Genomic DNA, 19,423 nt, shown 5'->3' with positions numbered 1-19,423 from the left:
AGTGATTGGGACAACGGCTGTGTCAAATGTCGGCTTGTGTCACACTTGGCGGGCTGTGGCGACATTTTTGGGAGTCGCTTGAGTTTTGCATTGAATTTTCTTTTTCATATAAAGGAGTTACCCATGGCGCAAGAAACCATTTTCAGCAAAATCATCCGCAAGGAGATCCCCGCCGACATCCTTTATCAAGACGATCTGGTGACCGCGTTCCGGGACATCCAGCCCAAGGCCAAGACCCACATTCTGATCGTGCCCAACGTGCTGATCCCCACGGTCAACGACGTGGAAGCGGATCACGAGCTGGCGCTCGGCCGCATGTTCACCGTGGCCCGCAAGCTGGCGGCGGATGCCGGGATCGCCGAGGACGGCTATCGCCTCATCATGAACTGCAACCGCCACGGCGGGCAGGAGGTCTACCACATCCACCTGCACCTGGTGGGTGGCCAGCCGCTGGGACCCCTGCTCAGCCTGTGATGCGTCCCGCCTCATTGACCGGCCTGCTGTTGGCCGGTCTGCTGCTGGGAGGCTGCGCCTCCCGCTGGCAAGATCTCTTCGTCTCCTATTCCGATCAGATGGTGCCCCTGCGCAACCAGCTGCTGCTGGGTCATGCCGCCGAGGCCCTGCCGAAGGTGCGGGAATCGACCCCGGGGGACGACACCTATGTGCTGGATCAGCTGGAGAGAGGGCGCATCGCCTGGCTGGCGGGTCAGGACGGGGTCAGCAAGCAGGGCTTTGCCGCCGCCGACAGCCGGCTCGCCTGGGAAGACAATCAGGCCCAGTATCGCCTGAGTCACGGCCTCGATCAGGCGGGCAGCCTGCTCACCAACGATCAGACCATGGCCTACCGGGCGCCGGACTACGAGCGCACCATGCTGCACCACTATCTGGCGCTGAACTACCTGCAACGGGGGGATGCCGAAGGTGCCCTAGTGGAGGTGCGCCGCGCCAACCAGGTGCAGGAGCGGGCGCTCAAGGCGCGGGCCGACGAGGTGCGCAAGGCCAAGGAAGAGAGCGAAGAGACCGAGGCTGATACCGTAGCAGAGGGGGAGATGCGCCAGCTGATGTCGCGCGGCGCGCCCGAGCTCGATCGCCTGATAGGTCAGGTGAAAAACGGTTTCCAGAACGCCTACACCTTCTATTTCTCCGGCGTGCTCTACGAGGCGGCCGGGGATCTCAACGATGCCTGGGTGGACTATCAGCGCGGCTACCAGATAGCGCCGGACAACCAGAGCCTGCAGGATGCCTTGCTGCGTCTGGCCCGGCTTCGCGGCTCCGTGGATGAGCTCAAGGAGACAGAGAAAAGGGTGGGCCGCAAGGCGCCGCCGCTGCTCAAGGATCAGGGCCAGCTGGTGGTGCTGTTTGAAGATGGCCTGATCCCGGCGCGGCGGGAGATCTTCCTGCCCCTGCCGATTTCCACCTCCAGCGGCGATTTTCGTACCTTCACCGTGGCGGTACCCTATTACGACAACAGGGCCAGCGATACCGGCCCGCTGACGGTGTCGGCGGGCAAACAGGCCGGGCGGACCAGCTCGCTGGTGCGACTCGAGGCGCTGGCGGCCAAGGATCTGCAGGAGCGGCTGCCCGGCATGCTGACCCGCCAGGCGCTGCGGCTGGTGGCCAAGGAGCAGCTCAGACGCTCCGCCGCCAAGGAGGGGGGAGATGTGGGCAACATACTGGTGGGGATCTTCAACACCCTCTCGGAGCGGGCCGATACCCGCAGTTGGCTGACCCTGCCCGCCGAGGCATCGAGCTGGCAGGTAATGGTCCCGGCCGGGGAGGTGCAACTCCGGCTGGGGGCGGGCAGCGCCATGCGCACCCTGCCCCTCACAGTACACGCCGGCCGTACCACGCTAGTCTGGGTGCAGCGCCTCGGCGCAGGACTGAGCACCCGGGTGATGCCCCTATGAGTGTCCGTTTGGGCAAGATCACACACTGACCGGCTCGGCCCATCGGCCGCCGGCAAGGAGAGCAAGATGAAAGCATATGGCTTGGCCCTCGGGCTGGTACTGCTGCTGGCGGGCTGCGCCACCAACACCTCGGGGGTGGCGCTCTATGGCGCGCCCGGGGCGGCGGCGGTGGCCGAGCAGCACCAGAACGTCAATGTCACCCTGACCGAGCTGAGCCGCCGTCAGCAAAACGGCCTGCTGCAGGTCAACGTGGCCGCCGCCAGCACCCAGCGCGGCGACAACAAGCTGCAATACCTGTTCTATTGGTATGATGACGCCGGGCAGGAGGTGGCCAGCGATGGCCGCGGCTGGACCCCCATCAAGCTGCACGGCTACCAGACCCGCACCCTGTCCGCCCTGGCGCCGAGCCCGGCCGCCCGGGGCTACCGGATTTACGTACGCGAAGTGATTGAGGAATCGAACTGATGAGAATGAACCATGCCCTGCTGATCCTGACTTCTGCCCTGCTGCTGGGGGGCTGCTCCAGCACCACCGTCAGCTATGGCGACGCGACCGAGACAGAGACGGTGACAGTGGATTACGGCTCCTCCGACTTGCAGGCCATCGCCGACAAGATGGCGGACTCCATGCTGGCCTCACCGGTCACGGGCGAGATCACCGCAGGGGGCCGTCCCGTGATGTTCATGGACTCCATCCGCAACAAGACCTCGGAGCACATCGACACCGAGGCCATCACAGACACCATCCGCACCAAGCTGCTGCGCGCCGGCAAGTTCCGCTTCGTGGACATGAGCAAGGTGAGCGCGGTCAAGCAGCAGCTCGAGTACCAGCAGAGCAGCGGCATGGTGGATCCCGCCTCCATGGTGCGCCTTGGCAAGCAGACCGGCGCCCGCTACATGGTCTATGGCAACCTGGCCAGCATCGTCAAGGACAACGGCAAGGTGAAGGACGTCTACTACCAGATGACCATGAACCTGATGGATCTGGAGAATGGCGAGCTGCTGTGGGCCGATCAGAAAGAGATCCGCAAGCAGGCGAAGACCTCCACCTTTGGCTGGTGAGGCGATCCGGCAGCAGGGGGATCTGGCGGAGCTGACCCTGCTCGCCAGCCTGCCGGCCCCCTGGAACCAGGGGCGCCTTGAGCCACTGGCGAGCGGCCTGACCAACGGCAACTACCGGCTGCACCTGCCCTCGGGGCAGAGCGGCTTCCTGCGCCGCGGCCACCCGGATCCGGTCCGGCTCGGCATCGACAGGGCCACCGAGTGGCAGCTCTATCAGGGGGCCGTGGGGCAGGGGCTGGCCTTGCCCTGCCATCACGGCGATCCCGCCACCGGCCTGATGCTGCTGGCGTGGTGCGACGAGCCGAACTGGGCCGAGCAGGCGCCGCCCCTCGCCGAGCAACCGCCCTTGATGGCGGAGGTGCTGGCGCGGCTGCATCGCCTGCCGCTGCCCCGGGTGGTGATGGCGGTGCGGGCCCACAGCGCCGGCTATCGTGCCCGTCTTGCCCGGATCCCGGACTGGTTGCCGGCGCTGGAGCGGGCCCTGCTTGCGAGCCGGGAGCCGGACGACTGCTGGCTCCCTTGCCATCACGATCTCAATCCGGCTAACTTGTTGGGCCACAGACCCTGGGTCATCGACTGGGAGTACGGGGCCGCCGGCCATCCCGGCTTCGAGCTGGCCAGCATACAGCGCACCCATGGCTGGAGCGAAGAGCTGCGGTGCCAGTTGGAGAGCTGCTATCTTGAAGGCAGGGGAGGCGCTCATAAGCTGCTCAATGGCAAGGGATTCCAGGCCGATGCCTTCCTGCCCTGGGTCGATTACATCGGCCTGTTGTGGGCGTTGCTGATGGCGGAGCAGCAACCCGGGCCCGACTATCAGGCCCTCATAGACACCAACCGCCAGCGCCTGGAGTGAGTCCGGGCAAGGGCCAGCGCGACGCTTATTTTCTACGACTTGGAGGCATGCATGGTGACCAGATTCTCATGGCGTCAACCCCGCAGCTGGAGCCTGCTGCTGCTCTGCCTGCTGCTGACCGGCTGCGCGACCCGGGTGATCTACTACTGGCTCGACTCGGCCATCGTCTGGCAACTGGACGACTACTTCTCCCTGGACCGCAGCCAGAAGACCCTGCTGGACAGGGAGGTGAAGGGGCTCATGGCCTGGCATCGCCAGCACGAGCTACCCATCTATGCCCGGGATCTCGATGCCCTGGCCAGGGCGGTGGCCAGCCCCATGACCCCGGCCCAGGTCACCCTGCACCTGGATCGCACCCAGGCCAGCCTGACCCGCACCCTGGAGAACGCCATTCCCCGCACCGTGCGCCTCGCCAGCACCCTGACCGATGCCCAGGTGGCGCGCTTCATGACCGACCGGGTGAAGCGCCAGCAGGAGCGCAAGCATGATTTCGCCACCGAACCCAAGGCGCAGATGCTCAAGGAGTTTCGGGAGAAGATGAACGAGCGGCTGGTGTTCTGGATTGGCAAGGTGAAGCCGGCCCAGGAGCCGCTCATCGCCCAGTGGGCCGAGTGGCAATACGAGATGATGCCCCCCTGGCTGGAGTTCCAGGAGGCCTGGACCAAGGAGCTGGAGCGGCTGATGAAGCAGCGCCAGAGCCCGGACTTCGGCAGGGAGCTGACCCGCCTGCTGCAACAGGGAGACGGCCTGATGGATGGCCGCTTCACCGGTTACACCGACCAGTCACGGCAGCGCACCATACAGTGGCTCAGCGCCCTCAGCCAGTCGATGGATCTCTCCCAGCGCGCCCACCTCTACACCCTGCTCAAGGACTATGCCGAGGACTTCGAGGCCATGACCCGCAGCCGCTGATTGACAGGATCCGCGCGGCAAGGGCGGCAGGCGTCATGGCCTGCCGCCCTTGTCCTTGTGGGGGTACTATGGTAATTTACCCTTTCTATTATTCGGGAATTAACTTTTTGAGCCTGCTGGACAAAGTGAAACTGGCGGCGATGACCCTGCTCATCGCGCTCACTCTGCTGCTCTCTACCGTTTCGGTGGAGGGGCTCAAGGTTCCCGCTTCCCAGCTCGCCGCCCAGCTGATGGGGGAGGCCGCGGACTCCGCCGACGGCGCCCGGATCCAGCACGGCGCCAGCGACAGCGACGACGGTGTCGTCAAGTTCATCGGCTCCCACCAGAGTCACCTGCTGCGCCTCGAGCACTCCCTGAGCCGGGATCATCAGCCTGGCAGCGTGGTCTACGAGCTGGTCATGAGCTGGGCCCAGCAGGCGATACTGTTGCTGCTGTGCGGCCTGCTGCTCTACGCCGCCCTCTTCTACCCGAGGACGAGCTTTCGCGATCACTTCGCCAGCATCCACCGGCGCCGCCTGCAGCGCCGGCACCTGCAATACCGCTTCTCCCAGAGCTTCCTCGCCTGACCCCGATGGGGTCAGTCTGCCTGCTGTTGCCTCATCTTCTCTCTGTTGCTGTTCACTTTTAGTGAACGGCTAGGCTGTCTTGTTTCATTTTTTTGCACGGTGCGACCCTGTGTCGCCCTTGCCATCGCCTGACAGAGGCCGATTTCATGAGAAAAAAGAGTCATACCATATTGAACCGCATGAGCCTGTGGCAGTACGCCCTGTTGCTGCTGATGCTGCTCACCTTCACCTTCTACTCCCTGCCCACCTTCTTCGGTGAGCAACCCTCCCTGGGCCTCCATGGCCAGAGCCGCCTGAGCGGGGCGCAGCAGCGCCTGCTGCAGGAGCACCAGATAGCCCCCCAGCTGCAGATCGAGCAGAAGGAGCGGGTCGAGCTGGTGTTCGCCACCCAGGCCGAGCAGCAGCGGGCCAAGCAGTTGCTGGAGCAGCAGGGGGTGGACAGCGCCGCCCTCACCCTGGAGTTTCACTCCAATGCCCCGACCTGGATAAGCCGGCTCGGCGCCGATCCCATCAAGCTCGGGCTGGACTTGCGCGGCGGCTCCCAGCTGCTGATCGGGGTCGACGTGGACTTTGTCATCGACAACCAGACCAAGAACCTGGTGGACACCCTGCGCACCCGCTTCCGTGAGGCCAACCTGCGCGGCGCCAGCGTGATGCGCACCGCCCAGGGGGCCCTGGCCATCACCCTGCCGGACGTCGACGGGCAGGAGGGCTGGCTCAATATCATCAAGGAGAGCGCCGGCACCCGTCAGGATCAGTGGAAGCTCTCCCGCTCCGGCAATGAGCTCAAGCTGGTGCTGAGCGACGCAGAGCGCACCCTGTTGGTGAACAACGCCGTGACCCAGAACCTGTCGATCCTCAAAAAGCGGATCAACGAGCTCGGCATCGTCGAGGCCTCGGTCCAGCGTCAGGGCCAGGACGGCATCCGCATCGAGCTGCCCGGGGTGCACAACCCCAAGCAGGCGAAAGAGGTGATAGGTGCCACCGCGTCCCTGGCCTTCTACGAGGCCAAGGCCGACAGCCGCTTCTTCATGGCGGATCGCAGCGGCCAGGCGGTCGGTCTGGCCCGCAAGCCGGTGCTGAGCGGCGAGCACATCGTCGATGCCCGCGCCAACATGGGGGAGATGGGTCAGCCCCAGGTCAACATAGTGCTCGACACCCTGGGCGGCAGCAAGATGAACCAGTTCAGCCGCCAGCACGTGGGCAAGCCCATGGCCACCGTCTTCACCGAGTACAAGACCAACGCCGAGGGCCGGCTTCGGGCCCGAAGCGAGGTGATCAACGTCGCCACCATACAGACCGCCCTTGGCAACCAGTTCCGCATCACCGGGATTGGCAGCCTGCCGGAGGCCCAGGAGCTGGCCATGCTGCTGCGGGCCGGCGCCCTCACGGCACCGCTCAAGATCCTGGAGGAGCGCAGCATAGGCCCGACCCTGGGCTTGCAGAACATAGAGGCGGGCTTCACCGCCCTGGCGTTCGGCATGGCGGGCATGATGCTGTTCATGATGGCCTGGTATCGCAAGTTCGGCTGGGTCGCCATCACGGCGCTCATCGGCAACCTGCTGATGCAGGTGGGGATGTTGGCGGTGCTGCCGGGGGCCGTGCTGACCCTGCCCGGGATCGCCGGCCTGGTGCTGACCGTGGGCATGGCGGTGGATACCCATGTGCTCATCTTCGAGCGGATCAAGGACAGGCTGCGGGAGGGGGGCTCCTTGGCGAACGCCATCGACTTTGGCTATCGCTCGGCGTTTCGCACCATCTTCGATGCCAACATCACCACCCTCATCTGCGCCATGGTGCTCTATGCCATCGGCTCAGGGCCGCTGCAGGGCTTCTCCATCACCCTGATCCTGGGGCTCATCTCCAGCATGGTGACCGGCATCTGGGGCACCCGCGCCATCATCAACCCCTTGTGGGGCAACAGCCGCGCCAAGCTGCTGAGGGTATGACCATGACTGACCACCTGTGTCATAACACCGCGCGTTCGAGCCTGCTCCGCGCCACTTGCTTCCTTGCGGGAAGCCAGCACCAACTGTCGAGGGAAGAAGAATGCTGAGAATGATCATTGCCATGGGCCTGACCCGCTGGCGTTACATCGGGATGTGGGCCTCGGTGCTGCTGACGGTGGCGAGCATCGCCGTGCTCGCCATCAACGGGCTCTCCCTCGGGCTCGACTTCACCGGCGGCATACTGCTGGAGTTTCGCATCCAGACCCTGAAGGAGGCCCACGAGCTCAACGCCCTGCTGAGCGCCCCCCTGGCGGGGGCCGTGGAGCTGCACGGCGCCGGCGTGCCCGGCGAGTGGCTCATCAAGCTGCCTCCCCACGAGTTGCCCTGGGCGGCGGAGGATCTCGCGACCATGCTGGGGCAGCAACTCGCCCTGCCGGTGGAGCTGCTGCGCACCACCATAGTGGGCCCCCAGGTGGGCGCCGAGCTGTTCCAGCAGGGGATGCTGGCGGTGCTGGTGGCGTCGCTGGCCATCTCCGCCTACCTGGCGGTGCGCTTCGAGTGGCGCCAGGCCATCGGCATCCTGGTGTCTGTGCTGCACGACGGTCTGGTGGCCCTGGGGCTGCTGGCGCTGTTCAACATCGAGTTCGACCTCAACGTCATCGCCGGTCTGATGGCGGTGATCGGCTACTCCCTCAACGACAGCATCGTCATCTCGGACCGGCTGCGTGACCTGCTCGGCTCGCGCACCCAGATGGGGATCCACGACTGCTCCGACGTGGCCATCAAGGCCACCTTCAGCCGCACCATGATCACCTCGGGCACCACATTGTTCACCGTGGGGGCCCTGCTGCTGTTCGGCGGCGACGCCCTGTTCGGCTTCTCCTTCACCCTGTTCGCCGGCATCCTGGTGGGCACCATCTCCTCCATCACGGTCGCCTCGACCGTGCAGGAGCTGCTGGGGCTCTCCCCCCAGGCCTACCAGAAGAAAGAGGAGGCGCTGGCGGAGGCGGCATGACCCCGTCACCCTGCATGCAAAACGGGCCCGAGGGCCCGTTTTTTTATGCGCGTTATGCGGCACGGCTCAGAAGCCGGAGCCCGGTTGGCGCAAGAACTCGGCCTCCTCCGGGGTGCTGGTGCGCCCCAGAACGGCGTTGCGGTGGGGGAAGCGGCCAAAGCGCTGAACGATCACCTGATGGCGGCGGGCGAAGTCGGCGAATCCCTCGAAGGTCTCGCGCGCCTGGCCGTCCACCTGCTCGGCCGCCAGCGCCTCGAACAGGGCCACGCTTCTGGCCTGCTGCTCCCGGGACTCCGCATGCTCCAGCGGCAGGTAGAAGAAGACCCGCGCCAGCGGGGAGAGGGCCTTGTCCGCGCCAAGGGAGAGGCCCCTGAGGCAGAGATCCCGGGCCTTGGCATCCTGGGCAAAGGCCGCGGGTGTGCCACGATGAAGGTTGCGCGGCAGCTGGTCCAGCAGCAGGATCAGCGCCAGCCTGCCCACCGGCACCTCGGCCCAGGGGGCGAGCTCCCCCTCGGCGGCGGCCTGTGCCAGCTCGCCAAAGCGGTGTGCCAGCAGCGCGTCCGTCTCGCTGCTCTTGCCCCACCAGAGGGGGGCTTGCCGGGCGGCGCGGGGAGCGTCGCCTGAGTCGTCGCCAAACCAGAAATCGAGCAGGGGTTGCCAGGGTTGCATGGGTACTCCTTGGGCCTGGGGCCTTCAGGTGAAACAAGGCCGGTTGACCCTGTCATGGGGGGCTGCCGAAAGGGCGGCTTCTCGCTACACTGTGCCATCTTTTGCCTGAAATGCGGAACCCCAGATGAGCAAGGTCGTCGCCAGACCACCTGGGAAGAACGCTGTGCTGCCTGGGGAGATGTTTCCCACTGATATAAGGAATACCTGATATGGCCGGAACCAGTCTGTTGGCCCTGCTTGACGATATTGCCAGCGTGCTCGATGACGTGGCCCTAATGACCAAGATGGCGGCCAAGAAGACCGCCGGTGTGCTGGGGGACGATCTCGCCCTCAATGCGGAGCAGGTCTCCGGGGTGCGGGCCGAGCGGGAGCTGCCCGTGGTGTGGAAGGTGGCCAAGGGCTCGTTTCGCAACAAGCTGATCCTGGTGCCCGCAGCCATCGCCATCAGCGCCCTGATCCCCTGGCTCATCACCCCCTTGCTGATGCTGGGGGGCGCCTACCTCTGCTTCGAGGGGGCCGAGAAGCTGGCCCACAAGTTCCTGCCCCACGACAGCGGCGAGACGGCCTCGTCGGCGCAGGCGATCCCGGACGATCTGGAGGCCTTCGAGCAGCAGAAGATAAAGGGGGCCATTCGCACCGACTTCATCCTCTCCGCCGAGATCATCGTCATCGCCCTCGGCACAGTGCAGGGCTCGAGCCTCGGCCTGCAGATTGCCGTGGTGGCGGGCATTGCCCTGCTGATGACGGTGGGGGTCTACGGCCTGGTGGGGCTCATCGTCAAGCTCGACGACATCGGCCTGCACCTGCTGCAAAAACCGGATGCCGGCGCCCTGCGCCGGGCAGTGGGCCGGGGGCTCTTGGTGACGGCGCCCCGGCTGATGCACCTGCTGGCCCTGGTCGGCACCATCGCCATGTTCATGGTGGGGGGCGGCATTCTGGTCCACGGCTGGCCCTTTGCCCATCACCTCATCGAGGGGGTGGCCGCCAGCCTGGCACCCCTGACCGGGGGCGCCGTGCTGGCCGCGGTGACGCCGACCCTGCTGAGCGCCCTGGTGGGGGTGGTGGCCGGTCTGCTGCTGGTGCTGGCCATGACCCTGGTGGGCAAGCTGACTCCCGCGAAATAACAGCGGCGGTCGCTCAGGAATCGTCCCCTGCCGACAGGGGGCGTCGCAGGTCGGATCTGCTGTCTGTTGACCAGAATGGGGGCTAGGCAAGGGCCGGCCCCCTTCGTACTATTTGGCGGTCACTGCCCACAGAGGCGGGATGCCCACATGGACGCAAACAGACAAGGACAGTTATGACCACCACCCTCTGGCAGGATGATCACATCTATGCCGCCCCCGATTGCCCGGCCATCGACGCCGACTTCCAGCGCGCCGCCCTGGCCCTGACCGAGATCGCCAGCCTGCTGGCCAGCCTGCCAGAGACGCGGGACATCAATGCCTTGCGCCACCTGCTTCGGGCCATTCGCCGCCAGGCCAACGCCGTGCGCAGACAAGCCTGGAACAGCCAGACCTTCGCCTACAACAGGCTCAGCCGCAACGGCCGCGACGAGGCCGCCCGGGTGCTGCTCTCTCGTGGCCAGCAGTTGCAGGCGAGGCTGGCCCAGCTCGTCAAGCCGGTGGCCCTGTTCTGGCTGAACGCCCCCGAGGATCAGGTGCGGGCCCTGCTGCAGGATCCCGAGCTGTTCGAGCTGGCCTACCTCATTCGCCACGATCGCCGGTTGCAGGATCAGGCCCTCTCCCTCGAGAGCGAGCAGCTGATCGAGGGACTGGCGGTGGACGGCCTGCAAGCCTGGGGGGATCTCTACGACAGCCTGGTGGCCAGACTCAGGCCAGAGGTGGCGGGGGAGCCCATGGGGCTGGCCCAGGCGGACAACCTGCTCTCCCACCCGGACAGGGCGCGGCGTGCCAGCGCCTGGCACGGCATTCAGGCCGCCTGGGCTGGCGAGCAGGAGACGGTGGCTGCCATCCTCAACGCCATCAACGGCTGGCGCAACGAGCTCGCCACCCAGCGCGGCAAGGGGCGGCTGCTCGATGCGCTGGATCTCTCCTGCCACCAGGGGCACCTGGAGCGCATCACCCTGGAGACCCTGATGGCGCAGGCCGAGGCCCACAAGGCGCTGGGCAGGCGGGCCCTGCGAGCCATGGCAAGTGCCCAGGGGATAACGGATTTCGCCCCCTGGGATCTCTATGCCCCGCCGCCCGACGGGGCGCAGGCCAGGTTTGGCTTCGGACAGGCGCTGACCCTGGTGGCCGATGCCTTCGCCGCCTTCGATCCCGAGATGGGGGCCTTCGCCCGCATGATGGCCCAGCGGGGCTGGATCGATGCCGCGCCGAGCGACAACAGGCGCAGCGGCGCCTATTGCACCGAGTATGCCGACCCCGCCGAGCCCAGGGTCTTCCTCACCTTCGAGGGCACCATGGACAACGTCATCACGCTCGCCCACGAGCTCGGCCACGCCTGGCACAGCTGGCTGCTGCGAGACCTCCCGCTGGAGCAGCGTGACTACCCCATGACGCTGGCCGAGACCGCCTCCCTGTTTGCCGAGGTGCTGGTGCGAGACGCCCTGCTCGCCCGTGCTCAGACCCGGGAGCAGCGCCTGGCCATCGCCTGGATGGACGGGGAGCGGGTCGCGAGCCTGCTGCTCGACATCCCCTCCCGCTTCCACTTCGAGCGGGCGCTGGTGGCAGGTCGGGCCCAGGGGTATCTGGGGGCGGGCCAGCTGAGGGCCATGATGAAATCCGCGAAGCAGCAGTGGTATGGTGACAGCCTCAGCCAATATGACGAGCTGTTCTGGGCCAGCAAGGGCCACTTCTCCATCGCCGAGTTCGGGTTCTACAACTACCCCTATCTGTTTGGCTACCTGTTCAGCCTGGGGCTCTATGCCCAGAAGGAGCGGGTGGGCGATGACTTCGTCGAGGCCTACCGGGCGCTGCTCACCGACACCGGCCGCATGAGTGCCGAGAGCCTGGTGGAGAAGCACCTGGGGGTCGACATTCGCGAGCCCGCCTTCTGGCAGGAGAGCCTGCGTTCTGTCGAGGAGGCGGTGGAGCGCCTCGAGCGGCTGGTGTAGTCGCGACTCCTCCTGAGCTTCTGGCAGGAGAGCCTGCGCTCTGTCGAGGAGGCGGTAGCGCGTCTCGAGCGGCTGGTGTAGTCGCCGCGTTTGATCCGGCTGGTGTCGCCGCCAGCCTTGGTATTCCTGTGCGTGGCCCTGGGGCCACCCCTGTTTCACGACGGGCCGGACCCGTCTCTGACAATGAGCGTTCGATGCAACAACGAGTCTACCCACAGCAGTGGCAAAATCAGCACATCTACCCCTCCCTCGACAGCAGCGTGCTGGAGGCGGACATGAGCCTGGCCCGCGCCAGCCTCGCCGAGCTGGCGGTTTTCATCGACGGCCTGCCGTTGCGTGATCTGGACGCCGCCCTGCAGGATGGCTTGCGGGATGGCCTACGGGATGGCTTGCGAGAGGTGCGGCTGCGGGCCCGCCGCATCCGCGAAATCGGCTGGAACATCGCCGTGCTGGCGGCCTGCACGGGGAGCCAGGACGCCCGGGATCCCCTGGCCAAGCAGCTGGCCTCCCGGGCCCGGGCCCTCAATGCGGACCTGTTCAAGACGCTGGCCCCCATCGAAGATCTGATGCTTGGGCTGCCGGAGGCCGAGTTCGAGCAGCTGATGCAGGACTCCCTGCTCGGGGAGGAGGAATACCGGCTGCGCCACGAGCGCCGCCTGCAGGATCAGCGGCTGCCGGTGGAGGCGGAGCAGCTGGTCATCGGTCTTGGCACCGACGGGCTGCACGCCTGGGGCAACCTCTACAACGATCTGGTGGGCAAGATCCGGGTACAGGTCGCCGGCCAGGAGCGGGGGCTGGCGGAGGCGAGCAACCTGCTCTCCAGCCCGGATCGGGCCCTGCGCAAAGAGGCCTTCGACGCCATCAGCGCCGGCTGGGAGGGGGAGCAGGAGACGGTGGCCGCCATCCTCAACGCCCTCAACGGCTGGCGGCTGGAGCTCTCGCGCCAGCGCGGCAGGGTGCGGACCCTGGATGCGCTGGATCTCTCCTGCCACCAGAGCCACATAGAGCGGGCGACCCTGGATACCCTGATGCAGGAGACCTGGCAGGCGCGCCATCTGGGTCAGCGGGCCCTGGGGCTGATGGCCCGGCGGCTCGGCATCGAGGAGCTGGGGCCTGAGGATCTGTTCGCGCCGCCCCCGGCGAGCAGCCACCGCAGCATCCCGTTCGAGGAGGCGATCGAGATCATCGCCCTGGCCTTCACCGGGTTCGATCCCGAGATGGGGGAATTTGCCCGCATGATGGCCGAGCGCGGCTGGATTGATGCGGCTCCCACCCCGAACCGGCGCACCGGGGCCTACTGCACCAAGTTTGCCGATCCGGTGGAGCCGCGGGTCTTCATCACCTATGCCGGCACCATGGACAACGTCATCACGCTCGCCCACGAGCTGGGACACGCCTGGCACAACTGGCTCATCCGGGACTTGCCCATGAGCCAGCGCAGCTACCCCATGACGCTCGCCGAGACCGCCTCCATCTTCGCCGAGACGCTAGTGCGCAGCGCCCTGTTCGAGCAGGCCCGAAGCGCCGAGGAGCGCCAGGCCATCGCCTGGGCGGAAGCCGACGGCGCCGCCACCTTCCTGGTCAACATCCCGGCCCGCTTCGCGTTCGAGCAGGCCCTGGTGGCCGAGCGCGAGCAGGGCTATGTCTCCTCGGCCCGGCTCAAGGCGCTCACCGACGAGGCCTGGGGGCGCTGGTATGAGAAGAGCCTTGGCCGCTATCACCCCATGTTCTGGGCCGCCAAGGCGCACTTCTCCATCGCGGGCTTCGGCTTTTACAACTACCCCTACCTCTTTGGCTACCTGTTCAGCCTCGGGGTCTATCAGCAGCTGATGAGTCGTCAGGCCGCGGGTGAACAGGATGTGGCACAGGCCTATCGCGCCCTGCTGCGAGACACGGGCCGCATGAGCGCCGAGGCGCTGGTGGCGAAACACCTGGGGCAGGACATCCGCGAGGCGGCCTTCTGGCAGGGGAGCCTGACCCTGGTGGCGGCGGCGGTGGATCGCTTCGAGCAGACCCTGGGCTGAGGCCGGGAGCAGGCAGGGCAGCGCGCCTGCCCTCGTCAGGGGCCTGGCGCCCCTTTTCCCCTGCCGAATGCGCCCAAACGGGGTGGGAAAACGATTTTCCGGCGGCGGGGGGCGTGATCCAAAGCAAGAAAGTGCGATGTTTTGGTGGCGCCTCTGCGGTTCGCTGGGGTAGTTTCGATAGAACCGACACAGTTCTTGAGGTCTTATCCATGATCATCTATCTGCATGGCTTCGATGCCACCAGCCCCGGCAATCATGAGAAAGTGCTGCAGTTGCAGTTTATCGATGATGATGTGCGCTTCGTTCACTACAGCACGGTTCACCCCCGCCACGACATGAGCCACCTGCTCAAGGAGGTGAAGAAGCAGCTCGACATGAGCACAGACCCCAAGCCCCTCATCTGCGGGGTAGGGCTCGGCGGCTACTGGAGCGAGCGGATCGGGTTTCTGTGCGGCATCAAACAGGTGGTCTTCAACCCCAACCTGCACCCGGAAGAGAACATGCAGGGCAAGATCGACAGGCCGGAAGAGTACGAGGACATCGGCACCAAGTGTGTAACCGAATTTCGTAATAAAAATTCAGGAAACTGCCTGTGCATCCTTTCCGTTCAGGATGAAATCCGCGATAATCGGGACACTGAACGTGAATTGAAGAACTATTACGACATCGTATGGGATGAGCGCGAGACCCATAAGTTCAAGAACATCTCGCACCATCTGCAACGGATGAAGGCCTTCAAAGAAGCCTGAGCCATCACGTCAACCGATTTCGTTTTAGGGAGCCAATGGCTCCCTTTCGTTTTGAGGAACCAAGGAAAATCATCATGATGAATATTGTCGTTGTAGGCGGTGGCGCCGGCGGTCTCGAGCTCGCGACCAGCCTGGGCCGCAAGCTGGGCAAGAAGAACAAGGCCAGGATCACCCTGGTGGATCGCAACCGCACCCACCTGTGGAAGCCCCTGCTGCACGAAGTGGCCACCGGCTCCATGGATGCGGGCATCGACGCCCTGAGCTACCAGTCCCACGCCAAGAACCACGGCTTCGAATTCCAGCTCGGCAGCCTGACCGACATCAAGCGCGACGAGAAACGCATCGTGCTGGCCCCCATCCACGACGAGAGCGGCGCCCTGGTGGTCAACGAGCGGGAAGTGGCTTACGACGTGCTGGTGATGGCGATCGGTTCTGTGTCCAACGACTTCAACACCAAGGGCATCAAGGATCACTGCATCTTCCTGGACAGCCCCTCCCAGGCGCACCGCTTCTACAACAGCATGATGAACCGCTTCCTGCAGTTCGCCACCGAATACCAGCCCGGTGACAAGGTGAAGATCGCCATCGTCGGCGGCGGCGCCACCGGCGTCGAACTCTCCGCCGAGCTCTACAACGCGGTGGAGCAGCTCTACGCCTACGGCTTCAAGAACCTCACCACCGACAGCCTCAAGGTGACCCTGGTGGAAGCGGGCCCCCGCATCCTGCCGGCCCTGCCTGAGCGCATCAGCGGCTCCGCCCACCAGGAGCTGGTGAAGCTGGGTGTGGACGTGCGCACCGCCACCATGATCACCGAAGCCACCGCCGAGGGTCTGCACACCAAGGATGGGGAGCTGATTGAAGCAGACCTCATGGTGTGGGCCGCGGGCATCAAGGCGCCGGACTTCATGAAGGAGATAGCGGGGCTCGAGACCAACCGCATCAACCAGCTGGTGGTCAAGGAGACCCTGCAGACCACCCGCGACGAGAACATCTTCGTCATCGGCGACTGCGCCGCCTGCCCGCAGCCGGACGGCAAGTTCGTGCCGCCCCGCGCCCAGTCCGCCCACCAGATGGCGACCCAGGCGTTCAAGAACATCCTGGCCAGGATGAACGGCGGCGAGATGAAGCCCTACCTCTACCACGACCACGGCTCGCTCGTTTCCTTGAGTCGCTTCTCCACCGTGGGCAGCCTGATGGGCAACCTGATGCGCGGCTCCATGATGGTGGAAGGCTACATCGCCCGCATCGTCTACATCTCCCTCTACCGGATGCACCAGGTGGCCCTGCACGGCTACATCAAGACCGGCCTCATCATGCTGGTGGGCCGCATCAACCGGGTGCTGCGCCCGAGCATGAAGCTGCACTGAGCGGCGTCGGCAAGGGAAACCAAAAGGAGAGGCCTGGGCCTCTCCTTTTTTTATGGCCGAAGCGGGGCCTGCCTAGAAGCGTCTGCCGTAGTTCAGGGCGAAGAAGTAGAGGGCCGGGGTGGGGTAGTGACCCGAGAGGGAGCTTTCATCAACGCTGGCGCTCTCCATGTGAATGTACTCAAACCCGGCCCCCAGGGTCTCCTGGGCGTTGAAGGCATAGGTCACCCCGGTGCCGAGGCGCAGCGCGGCGCCGCTCGGCACCGTCAAGGAGGTGTGCTCCTGATCCCGATAGGCGCTGCTGTCGTAGGCCAGGCCGCCATTGAGGGTCCACTGCGGCGTCAGCGCGTGCTGGAGCCCCACCGCCAGGTGGTAGCTGTCCTGATAGAGCCCCTTCTGCGAGGCGGTGCGGTCGAAGATGGCGACCTCGTTGTCGTTGTAGCGGCTCCAATCCTGCCAGCCCAGATTGCCCATGATGGCCCAGTCGTGGGCGAAGCCGTGAAAGGCGCTCACCATCAACTGTTGGGGGCTGTTGACCATGCCGGAGAGGGGGAGGGTGGCGCCGATCCCGGGCAGATTGGGGCGCGAGAAGGTGATGTCGCGGTCGATGGCGAAGTGATAGGTCACCTCGCTGGCATAGCCGAGTCCGAGTCGGGTGCCCGGGTTCCACTCATAGAGCAGCCCCAGCCTGGCATTGAGGGCCCAGTCACTGTCGTCCTGCTTCTGCTCCCCGCCACTGCCCTCCCGGGTGAGGGCGAACAGGCCGTAGTTGATGCCGACCCCGGCCCCGATCGACCAGTGCTGGTCGAGGCGGTAGGCGATGGATGGCTGCAGGGTGAGGGCGAGCAGGGTGGCCTCCTTGATGAGCTGCTTGCCGGCCCAGTCGCCAAAATCGAGCCCCAGCCCGAAGTTGCCATAGAGCGCCAGACCCGCCGACCAGCGCTCATCGAGCTGCTGGCTGTAGTAGGCGGAGGCCGCGGGGAACCAGCCGATGACGGTATCGACATCCCCCTGCGCGGGATCGTCCAGATCGTAGGGGACGTCCCCGTAGAGCAGTTGCCCGCCCAGGGTGAGGTGGCGCCCCTCCAGGTGGCTCAGGCCGGCGGGATTCACCAGCTGCACTGTGGCATCCTGGGCCCTGGCGGCCATACCGGCGGAGGCGAGCCCGAGATCGTTGGTGCCGGTTTCGTACAGATAGAGGCCGGCCCCCTCGGTGGGGGCGCTCAGCAAGGTGGTCAGTGGCAACAGCAGCAGCGTTCGTTTCATCAAGGTCCCTCTCCCATCAATCCTGAGGATCGGCCCCCTCAGGCGAGTGCCAGATGCATCTGACAAAGAGGGAGAAGATCCGCGACACAGGCAGTATAGATGGCACTTTGAATGCTGAATCAATCACTTGTCAGTGCCGGGGGCGCAGCGTCTCCCGCGGTCTCCGGCAAGGCGGGGTTATGCTTTGGCCAGCGCCTTGCTACCATGACGGCAACGGTGCCCCGCGCACCCAGCCCAACCCACAGGAGACCTCATGATCCTCTCAACCACCCCCACCCTGGAAGGCAAGACCATTCGTGAATACCGCGGCATCGTCGTGGGTGAAGCCATCCTCGGCGCCAACATCTTCAAGGATCTGTTCGCCGGCATCCGCGACATCATAGGCGGCCGCTCCGGCGCCTACGAAAAAGAGCTGGCCCGGGCCCGGGAGATCGCCTTCGAGGAGCTCAAGGAGCGCGCCGCCGCCCTGGGGGCCAACGCCGTGGTCGGCATCGACATCGACTACGAGGTGGTGGGGCAGAACGGCAGCATGCTGATGGTCAGCATCAGCGGCACCGCCGTGGTGGTTTAGTTCGCCTTTGCCCCTGGCTGCCAAAGGCGGCCCGCAGCAAGCCGACCCCAGGGTCGGCTTTTTATTGGGCGCGGCGCCTCCATGGCATCGGGGGCGATTCACCCTTCTTCCTTGCGGGAGAAGGGTGGGGGATGAGGGGGATACCTGGGCCGGGAACGTTGTTTATTTTTTCTATCCGACTGGCTCGTATCGTTTGGTTTACCCAAACAAAAAGGGTCTGTTCGGAGCCCGTTGGCCCTTGTCGGGGAGAAAACAGCTGGATTAGGATGGAACCTGCTGCCGGATCTTGGGGATCCCGGCCCCAGACTCTCAGGAGCGACCATCATCCATGGCACTGCGCAAGCCCGCCGGGCTCAAGCCCGGCGACACCATAGGCTTCTTCTCTCCCTCCAGCGCGGCCACCGCCTGGGCTCCCCGGCGGTTCGAGCGTGCCAGGGCGTTTCTGGAAGGGCAGGGTTTCAGGCTCAAGGCGGGCAGCCTGACCGGGGAGCGGGATCACTGGCGCTCCGGCTCCATCGCGGCGCGGGCCGAAGAGCTCAATGGCCTCATCCGGGATCCCGAGGTGCGGGCAATCATGTCGGTGATTGGCGGCAGCAACTCAAACTCCCTGTTGCCCTATGTGGACTACGAGGGGCTGAGAGAGGATCCCAAGATCATCGTCGGTTACTCCGACGTGACGGCCCTGCTGCTCGGCATCCATGCCCAGACCGACCTTGTCACCTTCTATGGCCCGGCGCTGGTGGCCTCCTTTGGCGAGCTCTCGCCGCTGGTGAACGAGACCCTGGCGGGTTTTCGCCAGATCTGTCTGACCGGTGGCGCCGCCGCGCCCCATACCCTGCCGACCCCGACGCAGTGGACCGACGAGCGGCTGGATTGGGAAAACCAGACCCGGGCCAAGCTGTGCCAGCCAAACCGGTTGATCTCGGTGGGTTCTGGCCGGGTGCGGGGCCGGCTGATCGGCGGCAACCTCAACACCCTGACGGGGATCTGGGGTTCGCCCTATATGCCGCCCATAGCGCGGGGGGACATTCTGCTGCTGGAAGACAGCCTCCTGTCGGCGGAGACGGTAGAGCGCTCTTTTGCCCACCTCAAGCTGTGCGGGGTGTTCGAGCGCATCGGTGCCCTGGTGCTCGGCAAGCACGAGCTGTTTGACGGCCAGGGCAGCGGCAGGCGGCCGCTGGATATCCTGCTGGAGGTGGTGGGGGAGCCGACCTTCCCCATACTGGCGGAGTTTGACTGCGCCCACACCCACCCCATGCTGACGGTGCCGCTTGGTATCGAAGCCGAGCTGGATCTCGACGCCCAGACCCTCACCCTGTGCGAGTCCTGGCTCCGCTAGCAGCAAGAGAAATGCAAAGAGGCCGCAGTTGCGGCCTCTTTTTATTGCGCGTTCAGGCAGGGCAGGGCAGGGCAGGGCATCGGCCCGGAAGCCCGGAAGGTG

General features: G+C 65.4%; 18 protein-coding genes. 16 read left to right on the top strand and 2 right to left on the bottom strand.

All coding sequences use genetic code 11. The annotated features are described in order from the left end of the window. The first annotated feature begins 123 nt into the window (after positions 1-123). The 9 genes from hinT (at position 124) to secF (ending at position 8,263) form a co-directional block, all read left to right on the top strand. Positions 124-474 (top strand): purine nucleoside phosphoramidase, encoded by a 351-nt coding sequence (gene hinT, locus AC1IN8_RS03230; RefSeq protein WP_025326574.1) that lies wholly within the window; start codon positions 124-126, stop codon positions 472-474. Then, on the top strand, positions 474-1,907 hold the full coding sequence (locus AC1IN8_RS03225) for a COG3014 family protein (protein WP_479758051.1): 1,434 nt from the start codon (positions 474-476) through the stop codon (positions 1,905-1,907). Before hinT ends, AC1IN8_RS03225 begins: the two co-directional genes overlap by 1 nt. A gap of 66 nt (positions 1,908-1,973) precedes the next feature. Further along, positions 1,974-2,372 (top strand): YcfL family putative periplasmic lipoprotein, encoded by a 399-nt coding sequence (locus AC1IN8_RS03220; protein WP_247626719.1) that lies wholly within the window; start codon positions 1,974-1,976, stop codon positions 2,370-2,372. Then, positions 2,372-2,968, top strand: coding sequence for a penicillin-binding protein activator LpoB (gene lpoB, locus AC1IN8_RS03215; protein WP_319912968.1), 597 nt, complete (start codon positions 2,372-2,374; stop codon positions 2,966-2,968). The genes AC1IN8_RS03220 and lpoB overlap by 1 nt, the downstream gene beginning before the upstream one ends. Next, on the top strand, positions 2,958-3,821 hold the full coding sequence (locus AC1IN8_RS03210) for a phosphotransferase (protein WP_479758049.1): 864 nt from the start codon (positions 2,958-2,960) through the stop codon (positions 3,819-3,821). The genes lpoB and AC1IN8_RS03210 overlap by 11 nt, the downstream gene beginning before the upstream one ends. A gap of 51 nt (positions 3,822-3,872) precedes the next feature. Next, positions 3,873-4,733 carry a DUF6279 family lipoprotein gene (locus AC1IN8_RS03205; protein WP_139436046.1) on the top strand — a complete coding sequence of 287 codons (861 nt, stop codon included), beginning with the start codon at positions 3,873-3,875 and terminating at the stop codon, positions 4,731-4,733. A gap of 68 nt (positions 4,734-4,801) precedes the next feature. Beyond that, entirely contained in the window at positions 4,802-5,299 is a 498-nt protein-coding gene (locus AC1IN8_RS03200) for a hypothetical protein (protein WP_479758048.1), read from the top strand. Between the two features lie 146 nt (positions 5,300-5,445). After that, positions 5,446-7,248, top strand: coding sequence for a protein translocase subunit SecD (gene secD, locus AC1IN8_RS03195; protein ID WP_479758047.1), 1,803 nt, complete (start codon positions 5,446-5,448; stop codon positions 7,246-7,248). Between the two features lie 100 nt (positions 7,249-7,348). Further along, positions 7,349-8,263, top strand: coding sequence for a protein translocase subunit SecF (secF, locus tag AC1IN8_RS03190; RefSeq protein WP_202045164.1), 915 nt, complete (start codon positions 7,349-7,351; stop codon positions 8,261-8,263). A 66-nt stretch (positions 8,264-8,329) separates the two neighbouring features. Here secF and AC1IN8_RS03185 read toward each other — a convergent pair whose 3' ends face one another. Beyond that, a complete protein-coding gene (locus AC1IN8_RS03185; RefSeq protein WP_479758046.1) occupies positions 8,330-8,932 on the bottom strand; it encodes a DUF924 family protein in 603 nt (200 codons plus the stop codon). Between the two features lie 209 nt (positions 8,933-9,141). Here AC1IN8_RS03185 and AC1IN8_RS03180 point away from each other — a divergent pair, with 209 nt between their 5' ends. The 5 genes from AC1IN8_RS03180 to AC1IN8_RS03160 all read left to right on the top strand — a co-directional run bounded on the left by AC1IN8_RS03180 (position 9,142) and on the right by AC1IN8_RS03160 (position 16,148). Continuing rightward, positions 9,142-10,056: a DUF808 domain-containing protein gene (locus AC1IN8_RS03180; RefSeq protein ID WP_139436055.1), complete on the top strand. Its 915-nt coding sequence runs from the start codon at positions 9,142-9,144 to the stop codon at positions 10,054-10,056. Between the two features lie 173 nt (positions 10,057-10,229). Further along, entirely contained in the window at positions 10,230-12,008 is a 1,779-nt protein-coding gene (locus AC1IN8_RS03175) for a M3 family oligoendopeptidase (RefSeq protein WP_479758045.1), read from the top strand. Positions 12,009-12,202: 194 nt separating this feature from the next. Further along, positions 12,203-14,032 (top strand): M3 family oligoendopeptidase, encoded by a 1,830-nt coding sequence (locus AC1IN8_RS03170; protein ID WP_479758043.1) that lies wholly within the window; start codon positions 12,203-12,205, stop codon positions 14,030-14,032. A gap of 209 nt (positions 14,033-14,241) precedes the next feature. Further along, on the top strand, positions 14,242-14,781 hold the full coding sequence (ycfP, locus tag AC1IN8_RS03165; protein WP_005331594.1) for an alpha/beta hydrolase YcfP: 540 nt from the start codon (positions 14,242-14,244) through the stop codon (positions 14,779-14,781). Positions 14,782-14,855: 74 nt separating this feature from the next. Beyond that, positions 14,856-16,148, top strand: coding sequence for an NAD(P)/FAD-dependent oxidoreductase (locus AC1IN8_RS03160; protein ID WP_139436062.1), 1,293 nt, complete (start codon positions 14,856-14,858; stop codon positions 16,146-16,148). A gap of 72 nt (positions 16,149-16,220) precedes the next feature. Here the strand turns inward: AC1IN8_RS03160 and AC1IN8_RS03155 are convergent, their stop codons facing one another. Then, positions 16,221-17,411 carry an OmpP1/FadL family transporter gene (locus AC1IN8_RS03155; RefSeq protein ID WP_479758042.1) on the bottom strand — a complete coding sequence of 397 codons (1,191 nt, stop codon included), beginning with the start codon at positions 17,409-17,411 and terminating at the stop codon, positions 16,221-16,223. Positions 17,412-17,664: 253 nt separating this feature from the next. Here AC1IN8_RS03155 and AC1IN8_RS03150 point away from each other — a divergent pair, with 253 nt between their 5' ends. Further along, positions 17,665-17,982 (top strand): heavy metal-binding domain-containing protein, encoded by a 318-nt coding sequence (locus tag AC1IN8_RS03150; protein WP_427230815.1) that lies wholly within the window; start codon positions 17,665-17,667, stop codon positions 17,980-17,982. A 328-nt stretch (positions 17,983-18,310) separates the two neighbouring features. Further along, positions 18,311-19,321: a S66 family peptidase gene (locus tag AC1IN8_RS03145; RefSeq protein WP_479758041.1), complete on the top strand. Its 1,011-nt coding sequence runs from the start codon at positions 18,311-18,313 to the stop codon at positions 19,319-19,321. Positions 19,322-19,423: the final 102 nt, after the last annotated feature.

Source organism: Aeromonas sp. 130281 (assembly GCF_056642115.1).
Note: the sequence above shows the minus strand (reverse complement) of the source record. Positions and strands in the feature narration are given on the sequence as shown.

Coding starts and splice junctions, on each gene's coding strand:
- lpoB (WP_319912968.1), top strand. CDS start 2,372: ATGAGAATGAACCATGCCCTGCTGATCCTGACTTCTGCCCTGCTGCTG.
- AC1IN8_RS03225 (WP_479758051.1), top strand. CDS start 474: ATGCGTCCCGCCTCATTGACCGGCCTGCTGTTGGCCGGTCTGCTGCTG.
- ycfP (WP_005331594.1), top strand. CDS start 14,242: ATGATCATCTATCTGCATGGCTTCGATGCCACCAGCCCCGGCAATCAT.
- AC1IN8_RS03175 (WP_479758045.1), top strand. CDS start 10,230: ATGACCACCACCCTCTGGCAGGATGATCACATCTATGCCGCCCCCGAT.
- AC1IN8_RS03145 (WP_479758041.1), top strand. CDS start 18,311: ATGGCACTGCGCAAGCCCGCCGGGCTCAAGCCCGGCGACACCATAGGC.
- AC1IN8_RS03150 (WP_427230815.1), top strand. CDS start 17,665: ATGATCCTCTCAACCACCCCCACCCTGGAAGGCAAGACCATTCGTGAA.
- AC1IN8_RS03205 (WP_139436046.1), top strand. CDS start 3,873: ATGGTGACCAGATTCTCATGGCGTCAACCCCGCAGCTGGAGCCTGCTG.
- AC1IN8_RS03180 (WP_139436055.1), top strand. CDS start 9,142: ATGGCCGGAACCAGTCTGTTGGCCCTGCTTGACGATATTGCCAGCGTG.
- hinT (WP_025326574.1), top strand. CDS start 124: ATGGCGCAAGAAACCATTTTCAGCAAAATCATCCGCAAGGAGATCCCC.
- AC1IN8_RS03200 (WP_479758048.1), top strand. CDS start 4,802: ATGGTAATTTACCCTTTCTATTATTCGGGAATTAACTTTTTGAGCCTG.
- AC1IN8_RS03170 (WP_479758043.1), top strand. CDS start 12,203: ATGCAACAACGAGTCTACCCACAGCAGTGGCAAAATCAGCACATCTAC.
- AC1IN8_RS03220 (WP_247626719.1), top strand. CDS start 1,974: ATGAAAGCATATGGCTTGGCCCTCGGGCTGGTACTGCTGCTGGCGGGC.
- AC1IN8_RS03155 (WP_479758042.1), bottom strand. CDS start 17,411: ATGAAACGAACGCTGCTGCTGTTGCCACTGACCACCTTGCTGAGCGCC.
- AC1IN8_RS03185 (WP_479758046.1), bottom strand. CDS start 8,932: ATGCAACCCTGGCAACCCCTGCTCGATTTCTGGTTTGGCGACGACTCA.
- secD (WP_479758047.1), top strand. CDS start 5,446: ATGAGAAAAAAGAGTCATACCATATTGAACCGCATGAGCCTGTGGCAG.
- AC1IN8_RS03160 (WP_139436062.1), top strand. CDS start 14,856: ATGATGAATATTGTCGTTGTAGGCGGTGGCGCCGGCGGTCTCGAGCTC.
- secF (WP_202045164.1), top strand. CDS start 7,349: ATGCTGAGAATGATCATTGCCATGGGCCTGACCCGCTGGCGTTACATC.